Raw genomic sequence first — 22401 nt, forward strand, 5'->3', positions numbered from 1 at the left:
ATGAGAGAATGACCGATGGCGCCGGACCTGTCGCGCCGACGACGAAGGATTAGCCCACGTGGAACTGCGCGACTACATCAGGATCCTGCACAAGAACTGGATCATCATCCTGGTGCTCACGGTGCTCGGCGCCGCAGCGGGGGCCGCCTACTCATTTGCGCAGACGCCGAAGTACCAGGCGACCACGCAGCTCTATGTGTCGGTGCGCTCTGAAGGCGCCGCCACCGGCGACCTTGTACAGGGCACGACCTTCGCGCGCCAGATCGTCGCCAGCTATGTCGATGTCGTCAACACGGCGCTCGTGCTCGACCCTGTGATCGCTGAGTTGGGGCTCGACACGACCGCGACCGCTCTGAGCTCGCAGATCACAGCATCCACACCACTTAACACGGTGATGATCGACATCACCGCCACCGACACCGACCCCGAGCAGGCGGCGGCTATCGCTGATGCGACAGCGGCGAGCCTCGCCACCGCGGTGCAGACGACGCTCGAGGTGCCCGCCTCCGCGGATGCGGCCAGCCCCGTGCAGGTGAGAACTGTGCAGCCGGCGGTGGTGCCGAGTACGCCGTCCAGTCCCAACACGATGCTCAACATCGCGCTCGGTACGCTCCTGGGTCTTGCACTCGGCATCGGCATCGGCGTGCTGCGCACCGTGCTCGACACTCGGGTGCGCACGCTCCACGACATCGAGCAGCTCACCACCGCTCCCCTGCTCGGCGGCATCGCCTACGACCCGGGCGCGCAGAAGCGGCCGCTCATCGTGCACGCCGACCCGCGCAGCCCGCGCGCCGAGTCATTCCGGTCGTTGCGCACCAACCTCCAGTTCCTCAACATCGAGGGCGGGCCGCGGTCGTTCGTCGTATCGAGCGCCGGTCCGGGCGAAGGCAAGTCGACCACGACGGCGAACCTCGCCATCGCGCTCGCCGAGACCGGGGCGCGCGTCGCCCTCGTCGACGGCGACCTCCGCCTGCCGCGTGTCGCCGACTACATGGGCATCGAGGGCGGTGTAGGTCTGACCGATGTGCTCATCGGACGGGTCGAGCTCGCCGACGCTCTGCAGAAGTGGGGCCGAGGTCAGCTCTTCGTGCTGACCTCGGGACCCATTCCCCCGAATCCGAGCGAGCTGCTCGGGTCCGTCGCCATGGACCATGTGCTCGCCTCCCTCACCGAGCACTTCGACTACGTGATCATCGACGCGCCGCCGCTGCTGCTCGTCACCGACGCCGCCGTCCTCAGCAAGAAGACCCGCGGCGTCATCCTCGCCGCGGCATCAGGCAAGACCCGGAAACACGACCTCACCGGGGCCATCCGCAGCCTCGAGACCGCCGGCGGTCAGCTGCTCGGCCTCGTGGTCACGATGCTCCCCACGCGCGGTCCCGACAGTTACGGCTACGCCGCGTACACGTACGGCGCGACGCACGAGACCGACGGCTCGAAGAAGCCCGGCGGAAAGCGCAAGGGCAAGAAGTCGAGCTCTGCCAACCGCGCGAAGGTCAAGGCGTAGGGCTGAAACCCGCGGCCCGGTAGGGGCTTTGGCTGCGACCGGCGCGGAACGGGATGGCACACCGACGAGGAGTGCCGGCCGTCCGGTAGCCGGAGCTCGATCTGTTTCAGCACGGCGTGTGCTTGACCAACCGGCGTCGAGGCCAGCCGCGGTCAGACCCCCTATGCGTCAGTCGGCCTTCGGGAACAGGGCGTCGCAACTGGGGTCGATGGTCACCGCCGTCGACGACGCCGTCGGCGTGTGACGCAGGTTCAGGGGACCGAGTTCTCCCTCGGGGAAGGCCACCGTGTGCGAGACGGTCACGGTTTCATCCTTCGGCACGAACACCGTTCTGCTCAGCGCGGTGTTGCCCTTCTCCACCCCGCTGCGGTCCCAGTTGGGCGCGTCACCCGTGGCCGGGACGGTCTGCGTGATCTGCGCACCCGGAGGCGCGAAGAACAGCACATCGAGCATCATCGTGGTGCGCGGCAGCCCGAATCCACCGTTGCGCCATCCCAGCGTGTAGCCACTCCGGATGTCATCGGTGATGCTGTTGTGCAGTGTCATCGTCGTGGTCATCGTGCGGGCGGGCGCGTCGCACGTCGCGGTGATCGCCGAGGTCAGGTGATAGTCCAGCTTGCTCACCGATGAGTTATTGAGGTAGATGCCGACCTGGGTCTGCTCAACGGTGTCGGGCGCGAGGGCGCCGTCGACGCCGAGCTCGACCGCCAGCGCCTGAGCGTCGGGGTTCGTGAAGGCGAGGTTGACTCGCTGCTCCTGCGCCGAGAGCTCGAGCGCCTTGAGCATCTTCATCGGATCCCAGGAGGCGGAGGTCAAGTGGTCGAACACACGCTTGGCTGTGTCGGCGAAGAAGAAGTCGGATGCCCTCGCGTCCGGGAAGCGCTCGTAGGCCTGACTGAGAAGAACCGACACGGCGTTCTCGGCGGTCAGTTGCTCACCCGTCGTCAGCGTAACGGGGCCGGCCACCGCCAGCATGTGTGAGAGCACAACCGGGTCGATCGAGATCACTCCGTCGAAGTTCGCGCCGGTCGTATTCGCCCACACCGCCTGGAAGAGCTGCGCAGTGGTCGGGAAGTCGGGGGTGAAGGTGTAGTCCTGCGAGTGGCGCGTCAACGTCGGAAGATAGAGCCCGGTGGTCTCGGGCGGAAGGGACACGTACTCGTTCCCCTGCGTGCCGGCTTCGTAGAAGGTCGCCGAGCTCGCCTGGTCCGCGTACCCGAGCTTGCCGTCGGTCACCGTGAGGATCATGCTCGCGGCAGGGTTTCCGCCGGTCGCGCGAATCTCCGCGTTGTTCTGGAAGATCACCAGGTACGTCTTCTTGCCGCCCGAACCGGCCATGTCGAGCAGCGTCGGCAGGTAGCCCTCGGCCAGGCTCAGCGCGGGGCTGGCCTGGTCGAGGATCGTCGTGATCTCAGCGATCGGGTCTGCCACCTGCGGCATCAGTGTCGACGAATCGATCGGTGCGACCTCAGCCTGCGCGTCGGCGAACGCATCCGCGATCTCGGGGATCGACGCCTGCACCTGGCGGAACGGTTCGAGATTGATGCCACCACCCTCGACGGTGAGACTCTCAGGGTCGATGGTCGACATGAACTGCAGCCCCGGCGGCAGCGCGCGATCGACGAGGATGTCGACGGCTCGCGTCACCCGTTGCACTGCATCGACGTTCTGACCGACGAACGGCACCTGCGCGGCCAGGTTCCACAATGGACCTTCGACGATATCGGCGGCAAGCGTCACATTCTTCGTGATGTCGTCGGCGGTGGCCTGGACCTGCGCCTGATCGGCCGAGCCGAGACCTGTGCTGAGTGTCGACAGGTCGGACTTCGCACGCTCGAGAGCGCCCTGCGCAGTCTTCACCTCGTTGAGGAACTGCATCGCCAGGACACCCGCGACGACACCTACCAGCAGCACCGCGCCGATGACGATCCACGGCCACACGCGGCGCTTGCGCTTCGTCTGGGGTGCGTCCTCCGCGGGGTCGCCGAACAGCTCCGCGGTCGTCGGGGCGGGGGTCCGGACAGCATCGCGCGCGTGGCGTCGCAGCGAGCCCTCGGCAGGCACAGGAGTGTCGTCGGGATGCACCGTGCCATGTTATTCGGTCGCAGGTGGGAGACCCCGGTGAGTCGCTTACAGTTTCCCCGTTGCGCCCAGATCACAGGGCTAGCCACCCTGTGAGGCACGGCGCTCGGGTTGGCGCTGCGGCGGGTCAGCGGCACGGGGTCATGGACCAGCGTGAGCAGCGCGAGGGTCAGCGGCAGGCAGTCATCCAGCCCGACAGGTAGTCGGCCAGGCGCTCGTAGGAGTCGTCCAGCACCCCGAGGCCGCCCACGATCCCGACCTTCATATCGCGCTGGTAGAGGAAGTCGCGCAGGCCCGCATCGAACCCGCCGTCGGACACCGACGGCACCAGCTGACCGGACCCGAGGCAGTCCGCTGTGCGTCGCTGTGGATAACAGACGCACCCCGTGGACGGTCGCATAAGCTGGCTTCGTTCTACCTCAGATCCGCTGAGGAGCGTACTGGGGAGACCTGAGATGCGTCGTAACGCACCTCTCGCGCTTGTCGCGAGCCTGGCCATTGCCGCCACCATGATCGTCGCCACACCGGCGGCCGCCGACTCGACCACTGCGGGGGTGGCGCCCACGTCTGCGCCTCGGTCGTTGGCGCCCGCCGCTCTCGCGGAGCCTGACGAGCCGTCTGCGCTGACCCCCGTCGCGCCCGCGGCGCCGGACGGGCCCACGGTCGCCGAACTCGCCGCGGGCGACGTGCTCCGCCTCGCCGGCCTCGACCGCTACGCCACGGCCATTGAAGTCTCGAAGATCTACGACCCCGGTGTTCCGGCGGTGTTCGTCGCCACGGGAACCAACTTCCCCGACGCTCTGTCTGCGGCCTCCGCAGCCGCTCTGTTCGGGGGGCCGCTGCTGCTGACGCCGACCGCGGCGCTCCCCCAGGCCGTGTACGACGAGATCGATCGGCTGCAGCCCGAGGTGATCGCCGTGATCGGCCGCGCACCGGTCGTCAGCGACGCGGTCGTGAAGAAGCTGCAGACGCTCGCGCCCACCGTTCGCCTCGGCGGCATCGACCGGTACGCCACCGGGCTCGCCGTCGTGCAGAGCACGTTCGAGTGGGCGACGGACGCCGTCATCGCCACCGGCCGCACCTTCCCCGACGCCCTCTCGGCCACGGGCGCCGCCGGTGCGATCGGGGCGCCGGTGATCCTCGTCGACGGCAAGCTGTCGCGCGTGTCGCAGGCCGTCCTCGACACGCTGCGCGAGCTGGGCGTCGAGCGCGTGCACATCGCGGGAAGCGCCGGCGCCGTGTCATCCGGCATCCAGTCGCATCTCTCCTCCGCAGGATTCGTCGTCGCCCGCTACGGCGGAACCGATCGCTACCAGACCGCGGCGATCGTGAATGACGCGTTCTTCCCGGCGGGCTCGACCGACACGATCTTCCTCGCGACGGGCACCAACTTCCCCGACGCTCTATCGGGTGCGGCGCTCGCCGGAGCAGTCGGGGCTCCGCTCTACATCACCGCCCCCGGCTGTGTGCCCGATGTGGTGCGCACCTCCGTGTCGGCGCTCGGCGCGTCGCTGGCGGTCGTGATGGGAGGGACGTCGGTCGTCAGCGACGCTGCGGCAGCGAATTACGGATGCCTCAACCCGGCCATCCCGACCATCTCAGGCACCCCGAAGGCGGGCTACACCCTGACCGCCAACCCCGGCGCCTGGACGCCGGGAGCGTCGATGTCGTACGTCTGGTACGCGAACGGCTCGCCCCTCGGCGGTGGCGAGACCCTGCCGCTGACGGAGTGGCTCGTCGGCAAGCGGATCACCGTATCGGTGACGGCGTCGCTCGAGGGCTATGTCTCGGCGACCCGGACGTCGCAGCCGACCGCGCCGATCGCCTCGGCCATCCCCAGCACACAGCACTACCCGAACCCGGTCACCGCCGGCGCGTACTGCGCGAAGCAGTACGAGGGCTGGCACGCTCACACGTCGACCGGCGTGCGCGTGAAGTGCATGACGTCGCCGACCGACACCCGGCTTCGGTGGCGGGCGATCTGACGCCCCACTCGAGTTACAAAGCCCCGGGGGCTGAGCTGCCCTCACCCCCGGTGCGTTGAGGACCTCACGCCCGGGTCGTTGAGCGAACTCACCCCTGGGTCGTTGAGCGAGCTAAGCGAGACGAAACGCCAAACCGAGCCGTCGGGCGTTCAGCGGCAGGCAGTCATCGAGCCGACGGCATCCGAGAGTGCTCCCGCTCCTCCGACGAGGATCGGCCGCCGCAGGTGGGACTGCTGCATGTGCGTGCGCAACGGGGCATCCACGCAGGTCGGTCGCGCGAGATAGAGCGGCGCCCCCTCGGCCGCGGCGACGGGCGCCACGGCGAGAGCATCCGCGAATCCGAACCCGCTCGCGACGTAGGCGTAGTCGGTGTCCTTGAGAACGTTGGCGACCGGCCCGTGCAGCAGCCGGTTGGTCTCGAAGCGGTCCTGGCCGGCGTAGCGGATCCCGCCGTTCGACCAGCCGGACAGGTAGTCGGCCAGGCGCTGGTAGGAGTCGTCGAGCACCTCCGTGCCCCCCACAATCCCCACCGTCATACCTCGCTCATAGAGGAAATCGCGCAGTCCCGCATCGAACCCGCCCTCGTGCACCGACGGCACCAGCAGCACGAAGCGATCGTCGAACGCCGCCGCCGACAGCGCATCGGGGAAGTCGCGGCCGGTTGCGAGGTAGCCGCGGCTGTAGTCGCCGAACGCGAAGTCGACGATCGTGCGTGATGTGGCGTAGCGGTCCGCGCCGGCCAGACGCTCGACCGGCGCGACGGTCGCGAGCCGAGTCGCCACGGCCTTCGAGACGGCGCCCTCTCCCCCGGCGATCAGGATGCGCGACACCCCGAGCCGCCGCAGCTCGTCGAGCAGGCCCGGAGCCACCGATTCACGCGGCGTGAGCAGAAGCGGCGCGTCCATCGTCGCGGCTGCCGGAGCCGCCGACAGCGCGTCGGGCCACGCCATGCCGCCGGCGATGAACGCGACGTCAGCCGAGGTGAACTTCGAGCTCGACACCGACAGCGCCGTCGCGTAGCGGTCAGGACCGCTCACCCGTCGTGCGGGGAGGAAGCTCCAGGGACGGAGCATCCCATCGATTCCTTCTAGCACCTCGCCGGGGGTCGCCGGCAGCAGCTGCGCATCGCCCCGCTCGGCGACCGAGGGGTAGTACTCGTACGCCGCCGCCGACTCGAATCCTGAGTCGTTGAGGAACGCGACGCGCAGCTCGCCGGGCCACAGGCCGTCGACCTCGTACGTGCCGTCGGGTGCCGCGATCGCGTTGTTCCAGCCCATCGGCGCCTTGGTGACGGGATCGAAGCTCCAGACCTGTGCGATCCGGTGGGAGGCGACGACTCCGGATGCCGCGGCGATCCGCCCCTTCACCGTGACGGCGCGCGGCATGACGACCGTGACCTCGAGGTCTGCCGTCGGAGTGAAGCGCTGCGCCCGATCGATGCCCGGCACGCTGCCGAGATAGCCGCTGGCGTAGTCGCCCTCCCAGTCGCTGACCAGCACGGTGTACTCCGTGCCGCTCTCCACGACGAAGGTGTGCGCCATCGACCCGCGGTACCAGGTGCGCGACGTGTAGACCGGCTCGGGCCCGCCGAACGCGACGAGCGAGATGCGTCCCGGGGGGCCGGGAACGATGGGGTTGCCGAGGTCGTCCGCGGTGTGGACGGTGAGAGTGTGAGTCGTGGTCTCGGCCTGGGTCGCTTCGGACTGAAGGGCTCGGGCTTGTTGGGCTGGGGTTTGAGAGGCGTCGGCGTGGGTGGCGGTGGTGGCTGGCGAGGTGCGGGTGTTGGCCGCTGGGGAGGTGGGGGCGGTGGCGTTGGCCGCTGGCGAGGTGCTGGCGCTGGCCGCTCGGGAGGTGGGGGCGCTGGCCGCTGAGGAGGTGGGGGCGGTGGCGGCTGACGAGGTGGGGGCGGTGGCGGCGGCGGCGGATGCCGCTGGCACGGCGCTGGTGAACGCCAGGGTGAGGGCCGCCAGCGTCGCGACGATCGCGGTCATCGCGCGGGTGGCCGGGCGGGGTGCCCGACCTGGAGCGCCCGGGGTGGCGGCGCTGGTAGCGGTTGCTGCGGCGATGGGTCGGGAGGCCGGGGCGGGGGTCCGGAACGTGCTGCGGGAGGGGGAACCAGAGCGGCGAGGGCGGCGATGCACAGCGTCGATCGTATGCGACGCGTCGGTCGTGGCATCCCTTTCGCGCTTGGCGTTCGTCGGTGACGAGGTTCGTGCAGACGATTTCGAATCTCTGTTCGAAAGAATGTCAGAGGTTCCAAGTAGGTTGTTCGCATGACCCACCCGCTCGCAGCCCTCGCCGAAGCGGTCGGCGCTGCGATGGGGCAGTGGTCGATCGATGAGCTCAGCGCGCTGACGCCCGGCGAGGTGATCGCCGTCAATGAGGCACTGGGCCGGGCACGGCGACTTCTCGACGCCGCGCAATCGCGGGTCGCGTCCGAGATCTCTCGTCAGTCGCGACCCGAGCTCGGTCCGCAGAGTCTGGCGAAGGCGCAGGGCTTCCGCAGCCCGACTGCTCTCATCGCCGCCACGATCGGCACGACCAACGGCGAGGCGGCGCGACTGGTTCAGGTCGGCGACGCCACGGCGCCGCGCATGACTTTCTCCGGCGAGGCCGCACCCGCACGACACCCGCATGTGGCCGATCAGCTCGCCGCGGGGCGCATCGGTGCGGCTGCGGCATCGATGATCATCACGATGCTCGATCGGGTCGCGGTGCGCGCCGGGATGGATGCCGTGGATCAGGCCGAACGCCGGCTGGTCGAGAGCGCTCCCGGGCTCAGTCACGACCAGCTGTCGAAGCTCATCGCACGCGTAGAGGCGTGGGTCGATCCCGACGGCGTCGAGCCGCGCGAAGACGACCTGCGCTCCGAGCGCTCGCTCACAGTGCGCGAAGAGCGCAACGGCATGATCGTGATCACCGCTCATCTCGACCCCGAGCATGCCGCGCCCGTCAAGACCGCCATCGAGGCGATGGTGACCGCCGACCTGCGGGCGCAGCGCGAGGCGGGCGACGACGCGTCGCGGCGATCCGTCCGGCAGATGCAAGCCGACGCCCTCACCCGGCTCGCCGAGCACGCTCTCGGGTGCGACCGCCGCGACCTTCCGCTCGACGGCGCGACCGTCGTCGTGCGCATCAGCGCGAACGACCTCGCCGACGGCACCGGCTACGCGACGATCGATGGCGTGACGACTCCGGTGAGCGTATCGACGGCGCGGCGCATGGCTGCCGGCGGGTCGGTGATCCCCTGGGTTCTCGGCGGGGACAGCGAAATTCTCGACTGGGGCCGCGCGAAGCGCCTCTTCACCACCCCGCAGAAGCTCGCACTGGTCGAACGCGACGGCGGTTGCGCCATGTGCGGCGCTCCCCCATCGCACACGAAGGCCCATCACATCAGATGGTGGGCGCGGGATGCCGGTCCCACAGACCTCTCGAACGGGGTACTGCTCTGCGAATCCTGCCACCACCGGGTTCACGACAACGGGTGGGATATCCGCATCGACGGCACAGGGGTCGCGGCGAAGGTGTGGTTCCTGCCACCGGACTACATCGACCCATCCCGCACGCCCCGTCTCGGCGGTCGAGCTCGCTTCGACCTGGTGGCCTGACCCGCGCCCGAGCTCGGGCGGCTCCGGGGCATTGAGCGCGGCGCCGAGGGACGGCGGTGTGAGGGAAGGCAGCGAAAGCCGACCCCAACCGCCACGCCGTTCGCGTCGGTCGTTCAGCAGATGTCGAACTGCTCCACCGCGGGGAACATCGCGCCGGGGCCGCCGACCAGCGTCATCTTCGCAGCGGGGCCGCGGCCCAGCGTCACCTTCGCGCCGGGGCCGCGGCCCAGCGTCACCTTCGCGCCGGGGCCGCCGACAGCGTCATGCTCAGCGGGGTGCCAGCCGCCGCGAGCTGAAGACCACGTAGGCCGCCGCCACGACTATGCCGCCGCCGAGTCCGAGCGCCCACCACGGGAACCCGGGCACTTCGGGGCGCTCGCCCGCGGCATCCAGATCCCGCGGCGGCGTCGGAAGGATGCGCTCGGCAGTGACGAGGATCCGGTGGCTGTTGATGCCCAGCGGCGTGCAAGTCACGAGGGTGACCAGGTCTTGCCCGCGGTGCGGGTAGAGCGTCTCGGTCTCGTCGGGCTTGACGACCTTCGTCTCGATGACCTGGTACGTGAGCACCTCGCCGAAGACCTCGACGGTGAAGGTGTCGCCGACGGCGACGCGATCGAGGTTCGTGAAGAGCTCGGCGTCGGCCAGTCCGCGGTGACCGGTCAGCACCGAGTGGGTGCTGTCACCGCCCACGGGCAGTGCGGTGCCCTCGAGGTGTCCGATTCCTCGCGCGAGCACCTCGTCGGACGTGCCGTGATAGATCGGCAGGTCGGCGTCGATCGCGGGGATCTTGATCCTCGCCATGAGTCCCGTGTCGTCTGCGCGCAGAAGACTGTCGTAGTGCGCGTCGACCTCGCCCTCAGCGAGAGGCTTGCGCTCCCCGGCAGCGACCACCGAGGAGCCGCCCACGAGTGCGGAGTTGAAGGCGACAGCATCCGTGATCGCCTCATGGCGCGCCGCAGGCGCCAGCTCGCGGACGGTTGACGAGTAGTGGTCGATCCGCAGCGACTGCTGGTACTGCGTGAACCACCCCGCTGCCGACGGGTAGAGCAGAACCGCGACACCCAGCACGAAGCCCAGAGCGATGCCGAGGGACGCCCACGGCATCCGTCGCGCCGAACGCCGGCGCGACCGGTCGCGCAGCGGCGCCGGTCGTGGCTGCTCGGTCGTGATCGACATGGTTCCGTTCATGGAGGTCCGCGAGGGGACGACGTACTGGCCAAGAAGGGTGGACGGTGGCGAGAGACGGGGGAATCCCTCGCCACCGTCCGGTCAGGATGCCGCCGCTATCGCGACGGCGAACCGGTGCTTCAGGCGTTCGCCTTGGCGCGACGGGCCACGAGCGCAGCAGCACCGAGCGCGACGGCGACGAGGGCCGCACCGCCGACGCCGAACCACAGCGCGCCGTCGCCACCGGTGAGCGGCAGCTCCCAGGCGAGGAGGCGCGAGTTGTCGATCACTCGCTCGACGGTGACGACCGTTCCCGCCGTCTCGCCGGGCACGATCGGAAGCGCGATCGCCTGGTCGTTCTCGTCGACCGAGACGGGCACACGGGCGGTGAGGGCCGAGTAGCCCTCGGGTGCACGCACCTCTTCGAGCCAGTAGACGGTGGTGCCGTCGGCCTTCAGACCCGGGATGACGACCTCACCCGACGCGTTGGTGGTGAACTCGCCGGCCGCGTTGCCCGGGAAGGCGAGCGGGGTTCCGCCGGTCTCCTGCGTGTACACCGCGAACACAGCACCTGCCAGCTTGGTCTCAGGGCTCTCGGTGTCGACCTTGATGACCTTCACCGGCACCCAGGTCGTGTCGACGGGCTGGGTGGTGAACGTGCGGCCGTTGACGTTGGTGACCGCCGTGTTGACGATCGTGCCGGTGCCGTTCACGACGGTGTCGATCTCGACCACGACGTCCTTGCCGGCGTTCGCGCGCAGCAGGTTCAGTCCGGGCTCGGTGAACGTCACCGTGACCGGGTCGGTCGCCGAGATGGTGACTGCGTTCGCCGGCACCTGCACGCCGTCGACGAAGACGCGCGCGGGCGCGGTGTAGGTCAGGCGGCTGTCGAGGTCATCGGTGATGACGTAGCTCGTCAGGTCGCTGCCGTTCGCGAACGCGGGGATCTTGGCGGCGACGGTCCACGTCACCGTCGAGCCGAGCGCGTAGGCACCGGTCGTGTCGAGCGACTTGACGGGGGCGTCGGCGACCGCGTTCTTCGGGTAGACGTGGATGGCGTAGTTCCATCCGTCGCCGGCCTCGAGCGGGGGCAGCGGTACGGTCACGAGGAACGGGGCGGCGGGAGCCACGACGTTCGCAGGCTGCGACACCTCGCGCACGAGGTAGAGGCCGATGGGCAGGGCGCCCGACACGGCGACCCCCTGCGGGTTCGTCGCGGCGAGGTTCACCGCGGTGCCCAGGGTCAGGTTGTCGGCGATGTACTCATCGGGGTCGGCTGCGCCGGCCAGTCCGCTGGCGAGGTCGGCTGCGTCATCCCAGCCCTCGTTCGTGAACAGGTCGACGTCGTTAACCGGCGTCACCGAGAAGACGACACCCGCGATCGGGTCGGGCAGGATGCCCTGGTCGGCGCCTGTTGCCGGTGCGCCGGAAACGAGCGGCTGCTTGTGCTTGTGGACGGTGATGGTGCCGGTGTCGCCGGGCGTCAAGTTCGGTCCCGGTGCGGCAGAGGCGGGCGCCGACACGGCGACGGCCCCGAGGATCCCCAGTGCGAGAGCGCCGATGGCGGCGGTCACGCGCGTCGAAATGGACTTGGTCATGTTTGAGCTACTTCCCCAGAAAGTCGATCAATGGATGGATGGATGGTTGAAGTCGGTGATTCGGGATGTCGGACGCGTCAGGCATTCCCCCGCTTCAGCCGACGGGAGGCGTGCCAGGCGGCGAACGCGACGAACGCGGCCATGAGCGCACCTCCGAGCAGCAGATACAGATCGGATGCGGTGCCGCCGGTCAGCGGCAGCACAACGGCCGGCACATCGTCATTGACGAAGCGGTAGACCGCGTGCTCCCCCGCACCCACCTGGATGTCGGTGGACCCGACGTCCTCCCAGTCGTCGTCGACGCTCGGGTCGCCGCCTGCGACGAGCTTCTGCAGCGCGAGGTTGCGGTACGCGATCGTCGCCGCCTCGGTGGACTCGGCGAGCGTGTAGGTGTGCGCCGGTCGAACCTCGAAGGTGTTCTGGTCGTTCGCTGTCGCCGAGCCCGCGGCCTGCAGCACGGGCAGGTCGTAACCCGCGGCGGGCGCGCCTGTCACCGTGAAGTCTGCGGGGGTGAGACCTGACCCGTCGGTGGTCTGCTTGAGGATCGTGAGCTTCGCCGTCGCATTGGTCACGGTGCAGGTCACGTCCTTCCCGAGGGGCACCCGCACGCCGGACTCCGCGACGGCCACCGCGGTGGTGGTGCCCGTCAGCACGCACCGCCAGCCGTCGACCGGAACGTAGGTCGCCGGACCGCCCGACTCCTGCAGCGTGTAGATCGCGTCGGGAGTGACGGATGCCGTCACCGGCGTCGTCGGGCTGTAGGTGCCCTTCGGGCCGGGCAGGGCGCCTGCCGGACCCTTCGCCTCGAGCAGCCACGTCGAGGGCGACTCGAGCCCGGGTGCCGCGACCGTCTTCACGAGGTTCAGGGTCTGGGTGCACGTCACCGTGTTGGTGATGACGAACGTGTTGAGGTCGGCCACGAGGGTCGCAGCGAAGGGGAGGTCGTGGGCGGTCGTCTGACCGTTGACGCTCGTGACCTTCGCGCTCGTCAGCTCGCAGCCCGGCAGGAGGGCGGCATCCACCGATGCCGTCTCGTCGACACTGAGCTCACTGCCCTGCGCGTAGCCGCTGTATTCCTGCCCCCACGCGGGGCTCGCGATCGAACCGAGGACCGGAGCGGCCGTCAGACCCTGCGGCACCGCGGCGCCGGTGGTGGGCTGCGTGTACGTGCCGACCGTGTTGCCGGCGGAGTCCTTGACAACCCAGGCCTTGGTGGCCTTCACCCGCGCGGTCGCCGCGTTGCGGAAGGTCACCTCGACCCGGTCGGTGACCGAGAGGCCCGAGATCTGCTGGTTCGACGGACCCGTGAGGCTGCCGGTCGTCTCGGTGCCGTTCTGGTGGTGCACCACGTACGATCCCGACTGCCAGCCGAAGCCCGGCTTGCCTGTGAAGCTCTCGCTGACCGTGAGCGTGCCGACCGCGTCCGCGCGGCTGAAGTCCACCGTCCAGTGCGCTTCCCCGAGCTGAGTCGCGCCGGCGGTGCCCGCCGTCTGCTGGGTGGCGGCACCGTTGCGCGTCGCCGTTCCCACGTTCGCCGAGGCATTGAGCGTCATCGCCCAGCCGTTGGTGGCCGTCCACTGGTTCTGCGGGTTCAGCGTCTCCTTCTTCACGGTCACCGGCACGCGGCAGATCGCGGAGTTGACGATGTTCTGGATCGACGCGCCCAGCGCGTCCCACGCCCCCTGGAAGTAATCGCTGCGCGCGGTCAGACCCGACACGGCCGCGAGGTTGCGCGACACGTCGCCCGACGCGCCGTCGCCGATACCGACGGCGACCACGCGGGTGCCCTGCGCCTTCAGCTGGTTCGCCGAGAAGATCGCCTGCTCGAGCGACTTCGTCGTGACGTTGTAGCTGTTCACCGCGACGCCGCCGTTGCCTACGGAGTTGCTGATGTAGTTCGGCGCGCCATCGGTGAGGAAGAGGGCCAGGTCGTACTTGTCGCTGAGTCCGGCGTTGGCCGTCGCCATCGAGCGCAACGCGAGATCCCAGTTGGTCGTCTGCGTGCCGCCGGGGTCGCCGGTGAACGTGGTGATGTCGGACTTGATCGCGGCGAGCGCGGTGTCGACGCTGCGCGGCGCCGGCGCCTGCCACCCCGACCGCGCAGGCGAGCTCGCACCGAAGGTGAACAGCGCCACCTGCGTGCCCGTGCCGACGAGGCTGTCGACGAGGTCGAGGAGCGCTGCGCGGTACTGCAGGCGCTGCGACGAGCTGACCGAGTTCGAGAGGTCCATCTGGATCGCGATCCGCAGACCCTCCTGGCACGACAGCGCGATGGCGGGATTGGCGAGGGATGCCGCGACGACATCGCTGCGGGTGGTGATCCCCGTGCTTCCCGGCGCATCATTCGGGAACGAGACGGTCTGACCCGCCCCCAGCTGCGGAGTGCGGCCGGCGTATCGGAACGGCGTGGTGGGTCCGCCGTAGTCGCCCAGCATGAGCGTCTCGTTGGTGTAGGTCGCGGCGTTCGGCACCTGGACGACGAAGTACTCCTTGCCGAGGGCAGACGCCCCCTCGACCGGGATCGTGCACGATGTCGCCGGGGCGGCGCCGATCGTGCAGGAGAACGCCGTGGCGGCGCCCGGGCGATACGGGTTCGCGTTCGAGCCCGTTCCGGCGACCTCGTGCAGCCGGTACGTCATTCCGGCGAGGTACGCCGGATTCGACAGATCGGCGGGCGTGGACTCCTTGCGGAGCACTCGGGCGTCGATGACGACAGAGGCGCCCTGATAGGTGTGCGTGAACGTGCAGTTCGCGTTGCGGCGGCTCGCGGTGGTGGAGCCGGTGCTGTCGCTGGCGCCGTAGGTGACGGTGCGTGCGCTGACATTCCGGCTCGCGCCGCTGCTCACCGTGCACGCGAAAGTCGTCGTGTAGCGGCTCGCGAGTGCGGGGTCGACCGGTGTGGCCGACAGCGTGTAGGTGGTCTGAGTGCCGCTCTGATTGCGGGGCACGGTGCGCAACTGGCCGCTCGTGAAGGCGAACTCGTCTGCCGAGGCGTTGTTGCGAACGGCCTTGAGGGTCCAGTCGGACGCCGTCGCGGTTCCCCCCACCACGCTGTTGGTGATCGTCAACCGCGCGCAGTCCGCCGTGCTGCCGCACTCGGTCGTGATCACCTCGAGCGGCGAGATCGCGGTCGCGAGCCCGTCGCGCACGCTCGCGCCGAGCGTCGCCGGCCGGTCGGCCCCGATGCCGGTGTCGAGCATGGCCGCGGATGCCGGCGCGAACCCGCCGACGACCAGCGCGCCGGTGAGCACGGTCGCGACGATCGCGGGTCCTGAGAACCGGATTCCGCGACGCGCAGAGGCGCGACGACCGGATTCAAGGCGCGGTGAAGCACTATTTCGCATTGCTGCCCCCCAGAGGCATCACTGCAGAGGCGGCCCCAACCCATCGCGCCCCCACGGCGCGCGGGCTCCGCCCACTGTTTGCGTTTCCGCGAGCGCGAACGCCGGTGAACTTCGGGTACCCGGCGCCGCGAATGCGACAACTCTCCTGAACCTAGGGCACCCATATGCCGGATTGCAACCTGCCGCGGAATCTGGAGCGTAACTCCGGCTGATCCTGAGGTTCGGCAGGGTTCGACAAGCCTCAGCAGATGTCGAGCTGCTCCACCGCGGGGAACATCGCGCCGGGACCCCCCACCAGTGTGACCGCCCCGGCTCGCGTGCGGCCCACCTCCGCGGCGACCCCCGGGGGCACGCAACCGCGCCAGACGACGAACAGCGGCGCACCCTTCGCCGCGGCGAGCGAGGCTCCGGCGAGCGCGTCGGGGAAGTCGAGCCCGGTCGCCCAGAAGTGGCCCGCCGGAGGAGCGGTGGGGAACGCCTCCCGATTCACCTCGACGCCCGTCTCATAGCGCGACGGGCCGGCGAGCCGCGTGACCGGAGCCAACCCGGCGAGGTCGGCCTCGATCCCGGCGGTCACCGCGCCCGGTCCTCCCGCGATAACGATGCGTGAGGGGCCGAGGTCGACGATGGTGGCACGGGATGCTGCATCCAGGCGGCTCCTGCTCCCATCGAGCAGCACCACGGGCGCGTCGCGGCTGGCGGCGGCGGCCGCCGATGACAGCGCGTCGGCGTGGGTGCGCCCGGTGGCGACGTAGACGAATTCGGATCGCGAGGGGAACGAGTCGGCGATGATCGCGCGTGCTGTCTGGTAGCGGTCGGAGCCCGCGAGGCGTTCGAATGTGGCGCCGGGCACCCGCTGCCGCACCTGAGCCACGATCGCCGGCGGGATCGCCCCCTCGCCCCCGACCACCACGATCTCGCTCGGATTCAGCTGCGAGATGCGGGTGAGCACCGCCGCGGGCACCGTGCCGCGCGACGGCACCAGCAGGAGCGGTGCGCTCTCGAGAGCCGCCGCCGGCGCCGCGGCGAGCGCGTCGGGGAACGCCGCCCCGGTGGCGAGGTAGACGACGGCCGCCGTAGCGGGGAACGCCGCCTTCGAGACCTGGACGGCGGTCTCGTAACGATCAGCGCCTGAGATCCGCGCGGTGACCGGAGCGGTGACCAGCTGAGGAGTCGTCGCTACCGGCGTCTGCGCGTAGCCGCCGCGGAGGCCGGTGACGCGCACGCTGATGGACGTGCCGATGTCGGCGGCCTCGATCATGTACGTCGACTTCGTGGCACGGGGAATGGGACTGCCGTCACGCAGCCACTCGTAGCGCACGCTCGAGGCACTCGGCATCCAATCGTCTGCCGTCACTCCACCGACGGAGAGCGTGCTTCCGTAATGCGCCGCCCCGGCGATCGTCGGAGCGGGCAAGGTCGTGAACTCGAGCGGAGTGTCACGGAAGCCGATGGACACCGTGGCGCGATCGGGCGTCGCATCGAGCACGGTCACGGTGAGAGCGCCCGTGTACGTGGTCTGGGAGTGCCCCGGCCCCATCCACGCGGCGTGCGATGCGACACCGGTGTGACGCTGCAGCACCGTGGAATAGCCGATGGTGCACGCCACGGTGCAGGAGGTCGGGATGCTGCGCAGCACGCGCACTCCCGGTGCGAACGCCGTGGTGCCGACCGCCGTCGGCCACTGCGCATAGAGGCTCTGCGCATCGCGCCCGGTCCCCGACCGGTACTCGACGTGGACGAGTTCGCCGGTGAGCGCGTCGACGAGTTCGAGCCCACGGATGCCCGCATCCGCGGACACCGGCGCCAGTTCGACGACTTGCTCAGCACCGCCCGCAATCGTCAGCCTGAGCAGCCCGGAGCCTCGCGGAAGCGCATCCAGCTGCGCCTTGTGCACGACGGAGAGCGCGGTGATGTCGCGCAGACTCGACACCACACGGGCGCCCGTCACCCCGTCGGCGACCCAGTAGCCGCCGCCCATGACGTCGTAGCGGTCCTGATACTCGGCGTCGACGCAGTCGGGGTCTGCCGGCGCCTGGCGGATCACGTCGATCGAGCTGTCAGTCGTCGGCGCGAGGCAGACGCGGGCGTTGGAGTGGGGCAGGCCGAGATTGTGCCCGAACTCGTGGAACAGCACCTGATCCCACTCCGCGGGGCGATCGAGCTCGATCGATCCCCACATCAGACCGCCCGCCTCCACGCCGCCGCCCAGCGTGCCGAGGCCCACGGCAGGACCGCACGCTGTTGCGGGAGAGAGCACGACGAGATGACTCGCCGTCGACCCGCTCCAGTAGGACTGCTCGGTGCGCCCGAACTGGCCGGCCGCGTACCCCCACGCCTGGTCGGCGTTGCAGGGATCGAACGTGACCGTGCGGAACTGCACGGCGGTGCGCAGCACGACGCTGCTGACCTGCCCCGCCGACTGCGACGCCCAGAACTCGCTCAGTCGCGAGATCGCCGCCTGCAGGTTCGCCGGGGACGGCGCGGGGCTTCCGGCCCGGGCGACCCACATCACGTCGAGAGTGTGGGCCCGAGGCGGGGCGAGGGCCTGCACCTGCCGGGCATCGGTGTTCGGTGTCGCCTTGGCACCGGGCGGCGGGGCGATCTGTGCGTCGACGACCGGCAGCGCCACCTCTTCGGCTGCGGCGATGTCCGCCACGAGCGCGGCCACTTCGGGCCCGGCGGGGTCCAGGTCTCGGGCGGCGACCTCGTCGGCCACGGCGGCCGTGATCTCGCCTGGCACGGCGACGGCGCCCTCGAAGCGAGAGCCGCTCGCGGCGTCGACCCACTCCGGTCCCGCTTCGTCCAGCTCGAGCTCGACGGCCACGCCGTCGTCGGTGACGAGCGTGACCTCGACGTCGGTGGTCGGCGCGGGAGCGGGCTCGGGCGTCTCGCCGAGGGCGTCGAGGGTCACCTGCTCGGGACCGGCCTCGACGGGGACGATCCGCAGCAGGCCCCCGAGCGGCACCGTGGCCGGAGCGCCAGGATCCGTCGTCGCGGCGCCGGCCGCAGTGGGCACGACGAGGAGAGCCGCGGCGATCGCCCACGCGATCCCCGCGGCGATGACACGTCGAGCTGGCATGCGAGTTCCGCCCCGTGATCGGCCCAGTGCGCGGCGGCAGCCGCTCTCCCACAGGATAGACCGCCGCGCCGCCGCCTTCACCCGGAGTCGGGCATCGTGCGGCGTCGCACGTCGCGGCGCCGACTATGGTGACCACCATGGCCGCGTCGACCTCATCGCAGCGCACCTACCGCTATCTGCGCCTCGGGATCGCCGGCACCGTCGTCGTCATCTTCACCTCCGTCGGCGTCGCCGCCGCCACCGTCGGCTGGCTGCCGTCGGTGAGCGACTACTTCTACACGCCCGCGCGAGCGTCGTTCGTGGGCGCCCTCATCGCCGTCTCGCTCGCCCTCGTCGCACTGTCGGGTCGAGGCGCGGAGCGGGCGCTGCTCGACGCGGCTGCGCTGTTCGCGCCGCTCATCGCGCTCGTCCCCACGACGCTCGCGCCCGGCGCGATCCCGGGCGTCGTCGCGCCATGCGCGGTGCGCTGCTTTCCGCCGGCCTACGAAGGCCTCGCCGCCAACGGCGTGGTCACCTACCTCATCGTGGGCTCGCTCACGGTGCTGGTCGCGCTGCTCCTCGCTGCCCTCAAGCAGCTCGACCTCGCCGCCGTCGGGTTCTCGCTGATCGTGACGACGGCCGTGCTGATCGTCGTGGCCGCTGCCTGGCTGTTCGCTCGTGACGCGTTCCTCGCCCAGGGGCACTTCGTCGCCACGATCGCTTTCTTCGGCCTCTTCGCCGCCGTCGCCGTGATCAACGCGTTCCCACGCCGCGGCACACCCCCGGCCCTCGTCTTCCGCGTCCTTTACGTCATGATCGCCGTCGCGCTGGCGGCCGTGCTCGTCGCGTACATTGTGCTGCTGCCGCAAGCCGACGCCCGCGGTCTGCCCATCGTGCTGATCGCCGAAGCGGCGGCGCTCTCGCTGTTCTTCGCGTTCTGGGTCGTGCAGGGCATCGAGAAGTGGGACGACGCCGACCCTTCGATCGCGCGGGGATGAGGCATCCCACAGCTCGATGTACGAAACAGCCATCGGCGTGCTCTATGAGTGCAAGGCCCGTCGTCGACCCGGCGACGAGGCGTGCTCATCTCGATCGAGGAGAACCCCGATGTCCGCTTCCCCCACGTCGTCGCGCCGACCGCGACGAGTCGTGCGCACCACGCCCGTCATCGATACCGGCGGGGACGGCCTGAACCACAGCCCCGCCGACCTCGAGGCCGCCCTGCGCGCGGCGATCATCGAGGCCGACGACGAGACCGCTCGTGCCCAGCGCGCCCTCGGTCGCAGTCAGGTCGCCCGTACCCGCGCGGCGCTCGAACTCGAACAGCGCCTCCACCCGTTCCTGCTCGACGAGGCCGAGCGTGAGCGGCTGCGGGCGTCGTACGCCGCAGCCGACGCGGACGTCACCGCGAAGCAGTCCGCGCTGGCCGAAGCCCGCGCCTTCGCGGACGCCGCACGCACGGTGGCCGCAGCGCTGGAGCTGCGCGCGGTGCACGACCGCGCCAGGGAGGAGACGTTCTCGTCAGCCGACGAGTCTCGCCGCCAGCGCCCGCGGGGCCGCGCGACGGTCGACACCACGAGCACGCGGGCCGCGGCATCCGCTCTCCCGCGCTCTGCGTGAGCCCGCCGGAGCCGGAACGTCTGACGTCGCCGTCCCGGTCTAAGACGCCGCGGCCCGCGGCGGCACCTCGAGCGCTCGCCGGGCGTCGGTCAGCGGCCGGGCCGTCACGAGGATCGGCAGGTGGTCGCTGAGGCCCTGAGGCAGCGTGCGCACGCGGTCGATCTCGAACCCGACGGACGTCGCGAAGTCGTAGTGGCCGCGGAAGAACCGGTACCGCGTGTACGTGCGGGAGTCGCTCAGATTCAACTCGTACCCCTGCTCGCGCACCTTCTGGCCGAGGTGCTCCTTGAACACGGGGTAGTTGTAGTCGCCGACCATGAGGGCGGGGAGGCCGTCGCCCAGGCTCTGCAACTCGGCGAGCGCCGTGCGGATCTGGTGACGCCGCAGCGAGTTGAGGGCGGTCAGCGGGGCAGCGTGGAACGAGGCGACGATGAGCTCTCGCCCGTCGTCGATGTCGTGCAGGCGCACGCCCAGCAATCGCTCCTCGGCGGGCTTGAGCACCCGGTCGTGCAACGACTTCTTGAGCGCGAGGGAACGGACGTCGACGGCACGGAAAGTGTTCTCGCGGTAGTACACCGCCAGCCCGAGCCGATTGCGCTGGGTGGCGTCGGCCAGCCGCAGCCCCGAGATGGTGTCGGGGATGTCGGTGGTGTCGGCCTCCTGCAGGCACAGCACATCCGCGCCGTGGCGCTCGACCAGATGGACGAGCTCTCCCACCGCGCGGTGCTTCCGGAGGTTGTACGAGATGACCTTCATGTGATGACCACGATACGAGGGATCGGCTCGCTCGTCCTCTCGACGGCGGCGAACGCACAGCACACTCATGGTCGACACACGTTCATGGGGCGCTTGGGGGTCGGGGTGTGTAGCATCGGATAACCGCGCGGCGCGCGGACGGTCTGGGGGCCGCTGGGGCGAATGTGAACTCCGATGTGAGAGGCCTACGCCGAGATGAGCAGTATCGCCGATGCCGTGAAGACCGCGGTCATCATCGAGGACGATCCTGAGATCCGGCTCATCCTCTCCGAAGTGCTCGAGTCGGCCGGCTTCTCCACGGTCGCCGTGGGCAACGGCGTCGACGGGGTCCGAGCCGTGCTCACCTATCGCCCCCTGCTCACGACCCTCGACGTGCGCATGCCGGGCATCGACGGCTTCGAGGCCGCGCGGCGCATCCGGGCGCAGTCCGACACGTACCTCATCATGCTCACCGGGCTGCAGGACGAGGCTGACGTCATCGCGGGCCTCGGTGCCGGCGCAGACGACTACCTGCTGAAGCCCTTCCGTCCCCGCGAGCTGCGCGCCCGCGTCGAGGCGCTGCTGCGTCGCGCGCGCACTGCCCCGGCGCAGGCGGGCGCGCCCGCGGAGGCGGAAGACAAGCCCGGAGCATCCGGCGCAGCGCTGCCTGTCGGAGTCGGCGCCGGTGCGGCCGACGCGGTGTCCGGCGACGCAGCCGACGACGGGGAGTGGCTCGTCCACCGCGACCTGAGCCTGCACCCCGAGAACCGGATCGTGCTCGTCGACGGCGAGGATCTCGACCTCACCCGCACCGAGTTCGATCTGCTGGCCGCGCTGCTCGAGTCGAAGCGGCGGGTGCGCAGCAAGGCCGATCTGACGCTCGTGCTGCGCGGCGAGGCGTACGTCACGAGCTACTACGTCGGCGACGCCGACAAGCGCGCGATCGAGGCCCACATGACGAACCTCCGGCGCAAGCTCGGCGACAGCCCGACGAATCCGCGCTACATCGAGACCGTTCGCGGCGTGGGGTACCGGCTCACGTCCGACGCATGACGAGCGTGATCAGTGAGGGGGCCATCCTTCCCCAAAAGGATGGCCCCATCACTTCCCCCACCGGGCTCCCCAGCCCCGGCATCCGACGCGTTTCGGGTCCGCGTCAGACCTTTTCTCCGCTCTCATGACGGATAAGCGTGAAGAACATGCCGAGCGTCCTCGTGTCGGACATCGCCTCGGACTCGAGGTGCTCGATCGCCCGCTCGCCCACGACGGTGTCGCCGTCGACGCCGAGAAGGTAGTCGTAGCCCTCCGCCAGCGTGCAGCCGTAGTCGAGTGCGCTCGCCCGGGCGTCGGGGCTCCGGCCGATGTCGTGCACGAACACCCGCGTGGCCTGCGCGCCCAGTGCTGTGATGACGTCACGCGGACCGGCATAGCGGGAGGCGATCTCCACAGTGACGTCGGAGGTGTCGCTGACGATCACGTGGATGACGTCGGGCACTCGGGTCTGGTGCAGGAGCGATTCGATCACGCCGGCGACGGACTCTTCGGCGTCACGGGCGAGGATGAGGCAGCCGATCGTCGCGCGGCCCGCCGGTGCGCGATCGACCGCACTGTCGGCGGTGATGCGGGCAAGGGCGGCGGTCATCTCGAGTCCTTCGTCGGTGGCTGGCTTGTGGTCTCCACTCTGCCCACGCGAC

16 protein-coding genes are annotated in these 22401 nt (G+C 69.9%); 6 read left to right on the plus strand and 10 right to left on the minus strand.

Annotation, left to right across the window (positions count from 1 at the left end):
- Positions 1-58: 58 nt before the first annotated feature.
- Positions 59-1507: a polysaccharide biosynthesis tyrosine autokinase gene (locus H9622_RS09125; protein WP_191766062.1), complete on the plus strand. Its 1449-nt coding sequence runs from the start codon at positions 59-61 to the stop codon at positions 1505-1507.
- Positions 1508-1675: 168 nt separating this feature from the next.
- Here the strand turns inward: H9622_RS09125 and H9622_RS16105 are convergent, their stop codons facing one another.
- Both H9622_RS16105 and H9622_RS09135 read right to left on the minus strand, forming a co-directional pair.
- Positions 1676-3592, minus strand: coding sequence for a DUF4012 domain-containing protein (locus tag H9622_RS16105; RefSeq protein ID WP_191766063.1), 1917 nt, complete (start codon positions 3590-3592; stop codon positions 1676-1678).
- Positions 3593-3758: 166 nt separating this feature from the next.
- The gene (locus H9622_RS09135; RefSeq protein ID WP_191766064.1) at positions 3759-3917 is read right to left on the minus strand and encodes a hypothetical protein; all 159 of its coding nucleotides are present in this window, start codon (positions 3915-3917) and stop codon (positions 3759-3761) included.
- Between the two features lie 127 nt (positions 3918-4044).
- Here H9622_RS09135 and H9622_RS09140 point away from each other — a divergent pair, with 127 nt between their 5' ends.
- Positions 4045-5574, plus strand: coding sequence for a cell wall-binding repeat-containing protein (locus tag H9622_RS09140; RefSeq protein WP_191766065.1), 1530 nt, complete (start codon positions 4045-4047; stop codon positions 5572-5574).
- 149 nt (positions 5575-5723) lie between these two features.
- On the opposite strand, the gene H9622_RS16010 is transcribed toward H9622_RS09140, so the two are convergent.
- A complete protein-coding gene (locus tag H9622_RS16010) occupies positions 5724-7565 on the minus strand; it encodes a cell wall-binding repeat-containing protein (protein WP_191766066.1) in 1842 nt (613 codons plus the stop codon).
- 282 nt (positions 7566-7847) lie between these two features.
- Between H9622_RS16010 and H9622_RS09150 the strand changes: the two genes are divergently transcribed.
- Entirely contained in the window at positions 7848-9182 is a 1335-nt protein-coding gene (locus tag H9622_RS09150) for an HNH endonuclease (protein WP_225221839.1), read from the plus strand.
- A 113-nt stretch (positions 9183-9295) separates the two neighbouring features.
- Here H9622_RS09150 and H9622_RS16015 read toward each other — a convergent pair whose 3' ends face one another.
- The 5 genes from H9622_RS16015 to H9622_RS09170 all read right to left on the minus strand — a co-directional run bounded on the left by H9622_RS16015 (position 9296) and on the right by H9622_RS09170 (position 18373).
- Positions 9296-9418 carry a hypothetical protein gene (locus tag H9622_RS16015; protein WP_263598680.1) on the minus strand — a complete coding sequence of 41 codons (123 nt, stop codon included), beginning with the start codon at positions 9416-9418 and terminating at the stop codon, positions 9296-9298.
- Between the two features lie 31 nt (positions 9419-9449).
- Positions 9450-10358 carry a class C sortase gene (locus H9622_RS09155; protein ID WP_225221840.1) on the minus strand — a complete coding sequence of 303 codons (909 nt, stop codon included), beginning with the start codon at positions 10356-10358 and terminating at the stop codon, positions 9450-9452.
- A 131-nt stretch (positions 10359-10489) separates the two neighbouring features.
- Positions 10490-11947 (minus strand): SpaH/EbpB family LPXTG-anchored major pilin, encoded by a 1458-nt coding sequence (locus H9622_RS09160; RefSeq protein WP_191766067.1) that lies wholly within the window; start codon positions 11945-11947, stop codon positions 10490-10492.
- 77 nt (positions 11948-12024) lie between these two features.
- Positions 12025-15198 (minus strand): VWA domain-containing protein, encoded by a 3174-nt coding sequence (locus H9622_RS09165; RefSeq protein ID WP_191766068.1) that lies wholly within the window; start codon positions 15196-15198, stop codon positions 12025-12027.
- 334 nt (positions 15199-15532) lie between these two features.
- Positions 15533-18373 carry a cell wall-binding repeat-containing protein gene (locus H9622_RS09170; protein ID WP_191766069.1) on the minus strand — a complete coding sequence of 947 codons (2841 nt, stop codon included), beginning with the start codon at positions 18371-18373 and terminating at the stop codon, positions 15533-15535.
- Between the two features lie 137 nt (positions 18374-18510).
- On the opposite strand from H9622_RS09170, the gene H9622_RS09175 reads away from it, so the two are divergent.
- Together H9622_RS09175 and H9622_RS09180 are read left to right on the plus strand one after the other, a co-directional pair.
- Positions 18511-19350 (plus strand): hypothetical protein, encoded by an 840-nt coding sequence (locus tag H9622_RS09175; protein ID WP_191766070.1) that lies wholly within the window; start codon positions 18511-18513, stop codon positions 19348-19350.
- Positions 19351-19459: 109 nt separating this feature from the next.
- Entirely contained in the window at positions 19460-19972 is a 513-nt protein-coding gene (locus tag H9622_RS09180) for a hypothetical protein (protein ID WP_191766071.1), read from the plus strand.
- A 39-nt stretch (positions 19973-20011) separates the two neighbouring features.
- Here the strand turns inward: H9622_RS09180 and H9622_RS09185 are convergent, their stop codons facing one another.
- Positions 20012-20728, minus strand: coding sequence for an endonuclease/exonuclease/phosphatase family protein (locus H9622_RS09185; RefSeq protein WP_191766072.1), 717 nt, complete (start codon positions 20726-20728; stop codon positions 20012-20014).
- A 195-nt stretch (positions 20729-20923) separates the two neighbouring features.
- Between H9622_RS09185 and H9622_RS09190 the strand changes: the two genes are divergently transcribed.
- Entirely contained in the window at positions 20924-21760 is an 837-nt protein-coding gene (locus H9622_RS09190; RefSeq protein WP_191766073.1) for a response regulator transcription factor, read from the plus strand.
- Positions 21761-21863: 103 nt separating this feature from the next.
- Here H9622_RS09190 and H9622_RS09195 read toward each other — a convergent pair whose 3' ends face one another.
- Positions 21864-22349 carry a glycosyltransferase gene (locus H9622_RS09195; RefSeq protein ID WP_191766074.1) on the minus strand — a complete coding sequence of 162 codons (486 nt, stop codon included), beginning with the start codon at positions 22347-22349 and terminating at the stop codon, positions 21864-21866.
- Between the last annotated feature and the right edge of the window lie 52 nt (positions 22350-22401).

The sequence above is a fragment of the Microbacterium gallinarum genome, from assembly GCF_014837165.1.
GTDB classification, from domain to species: Bacteria; Actinomycetota; Actinomycetes; order Actinomycetales; family Microbacteriaceae; genus Microbacterium; species Microbacterium gallinarum.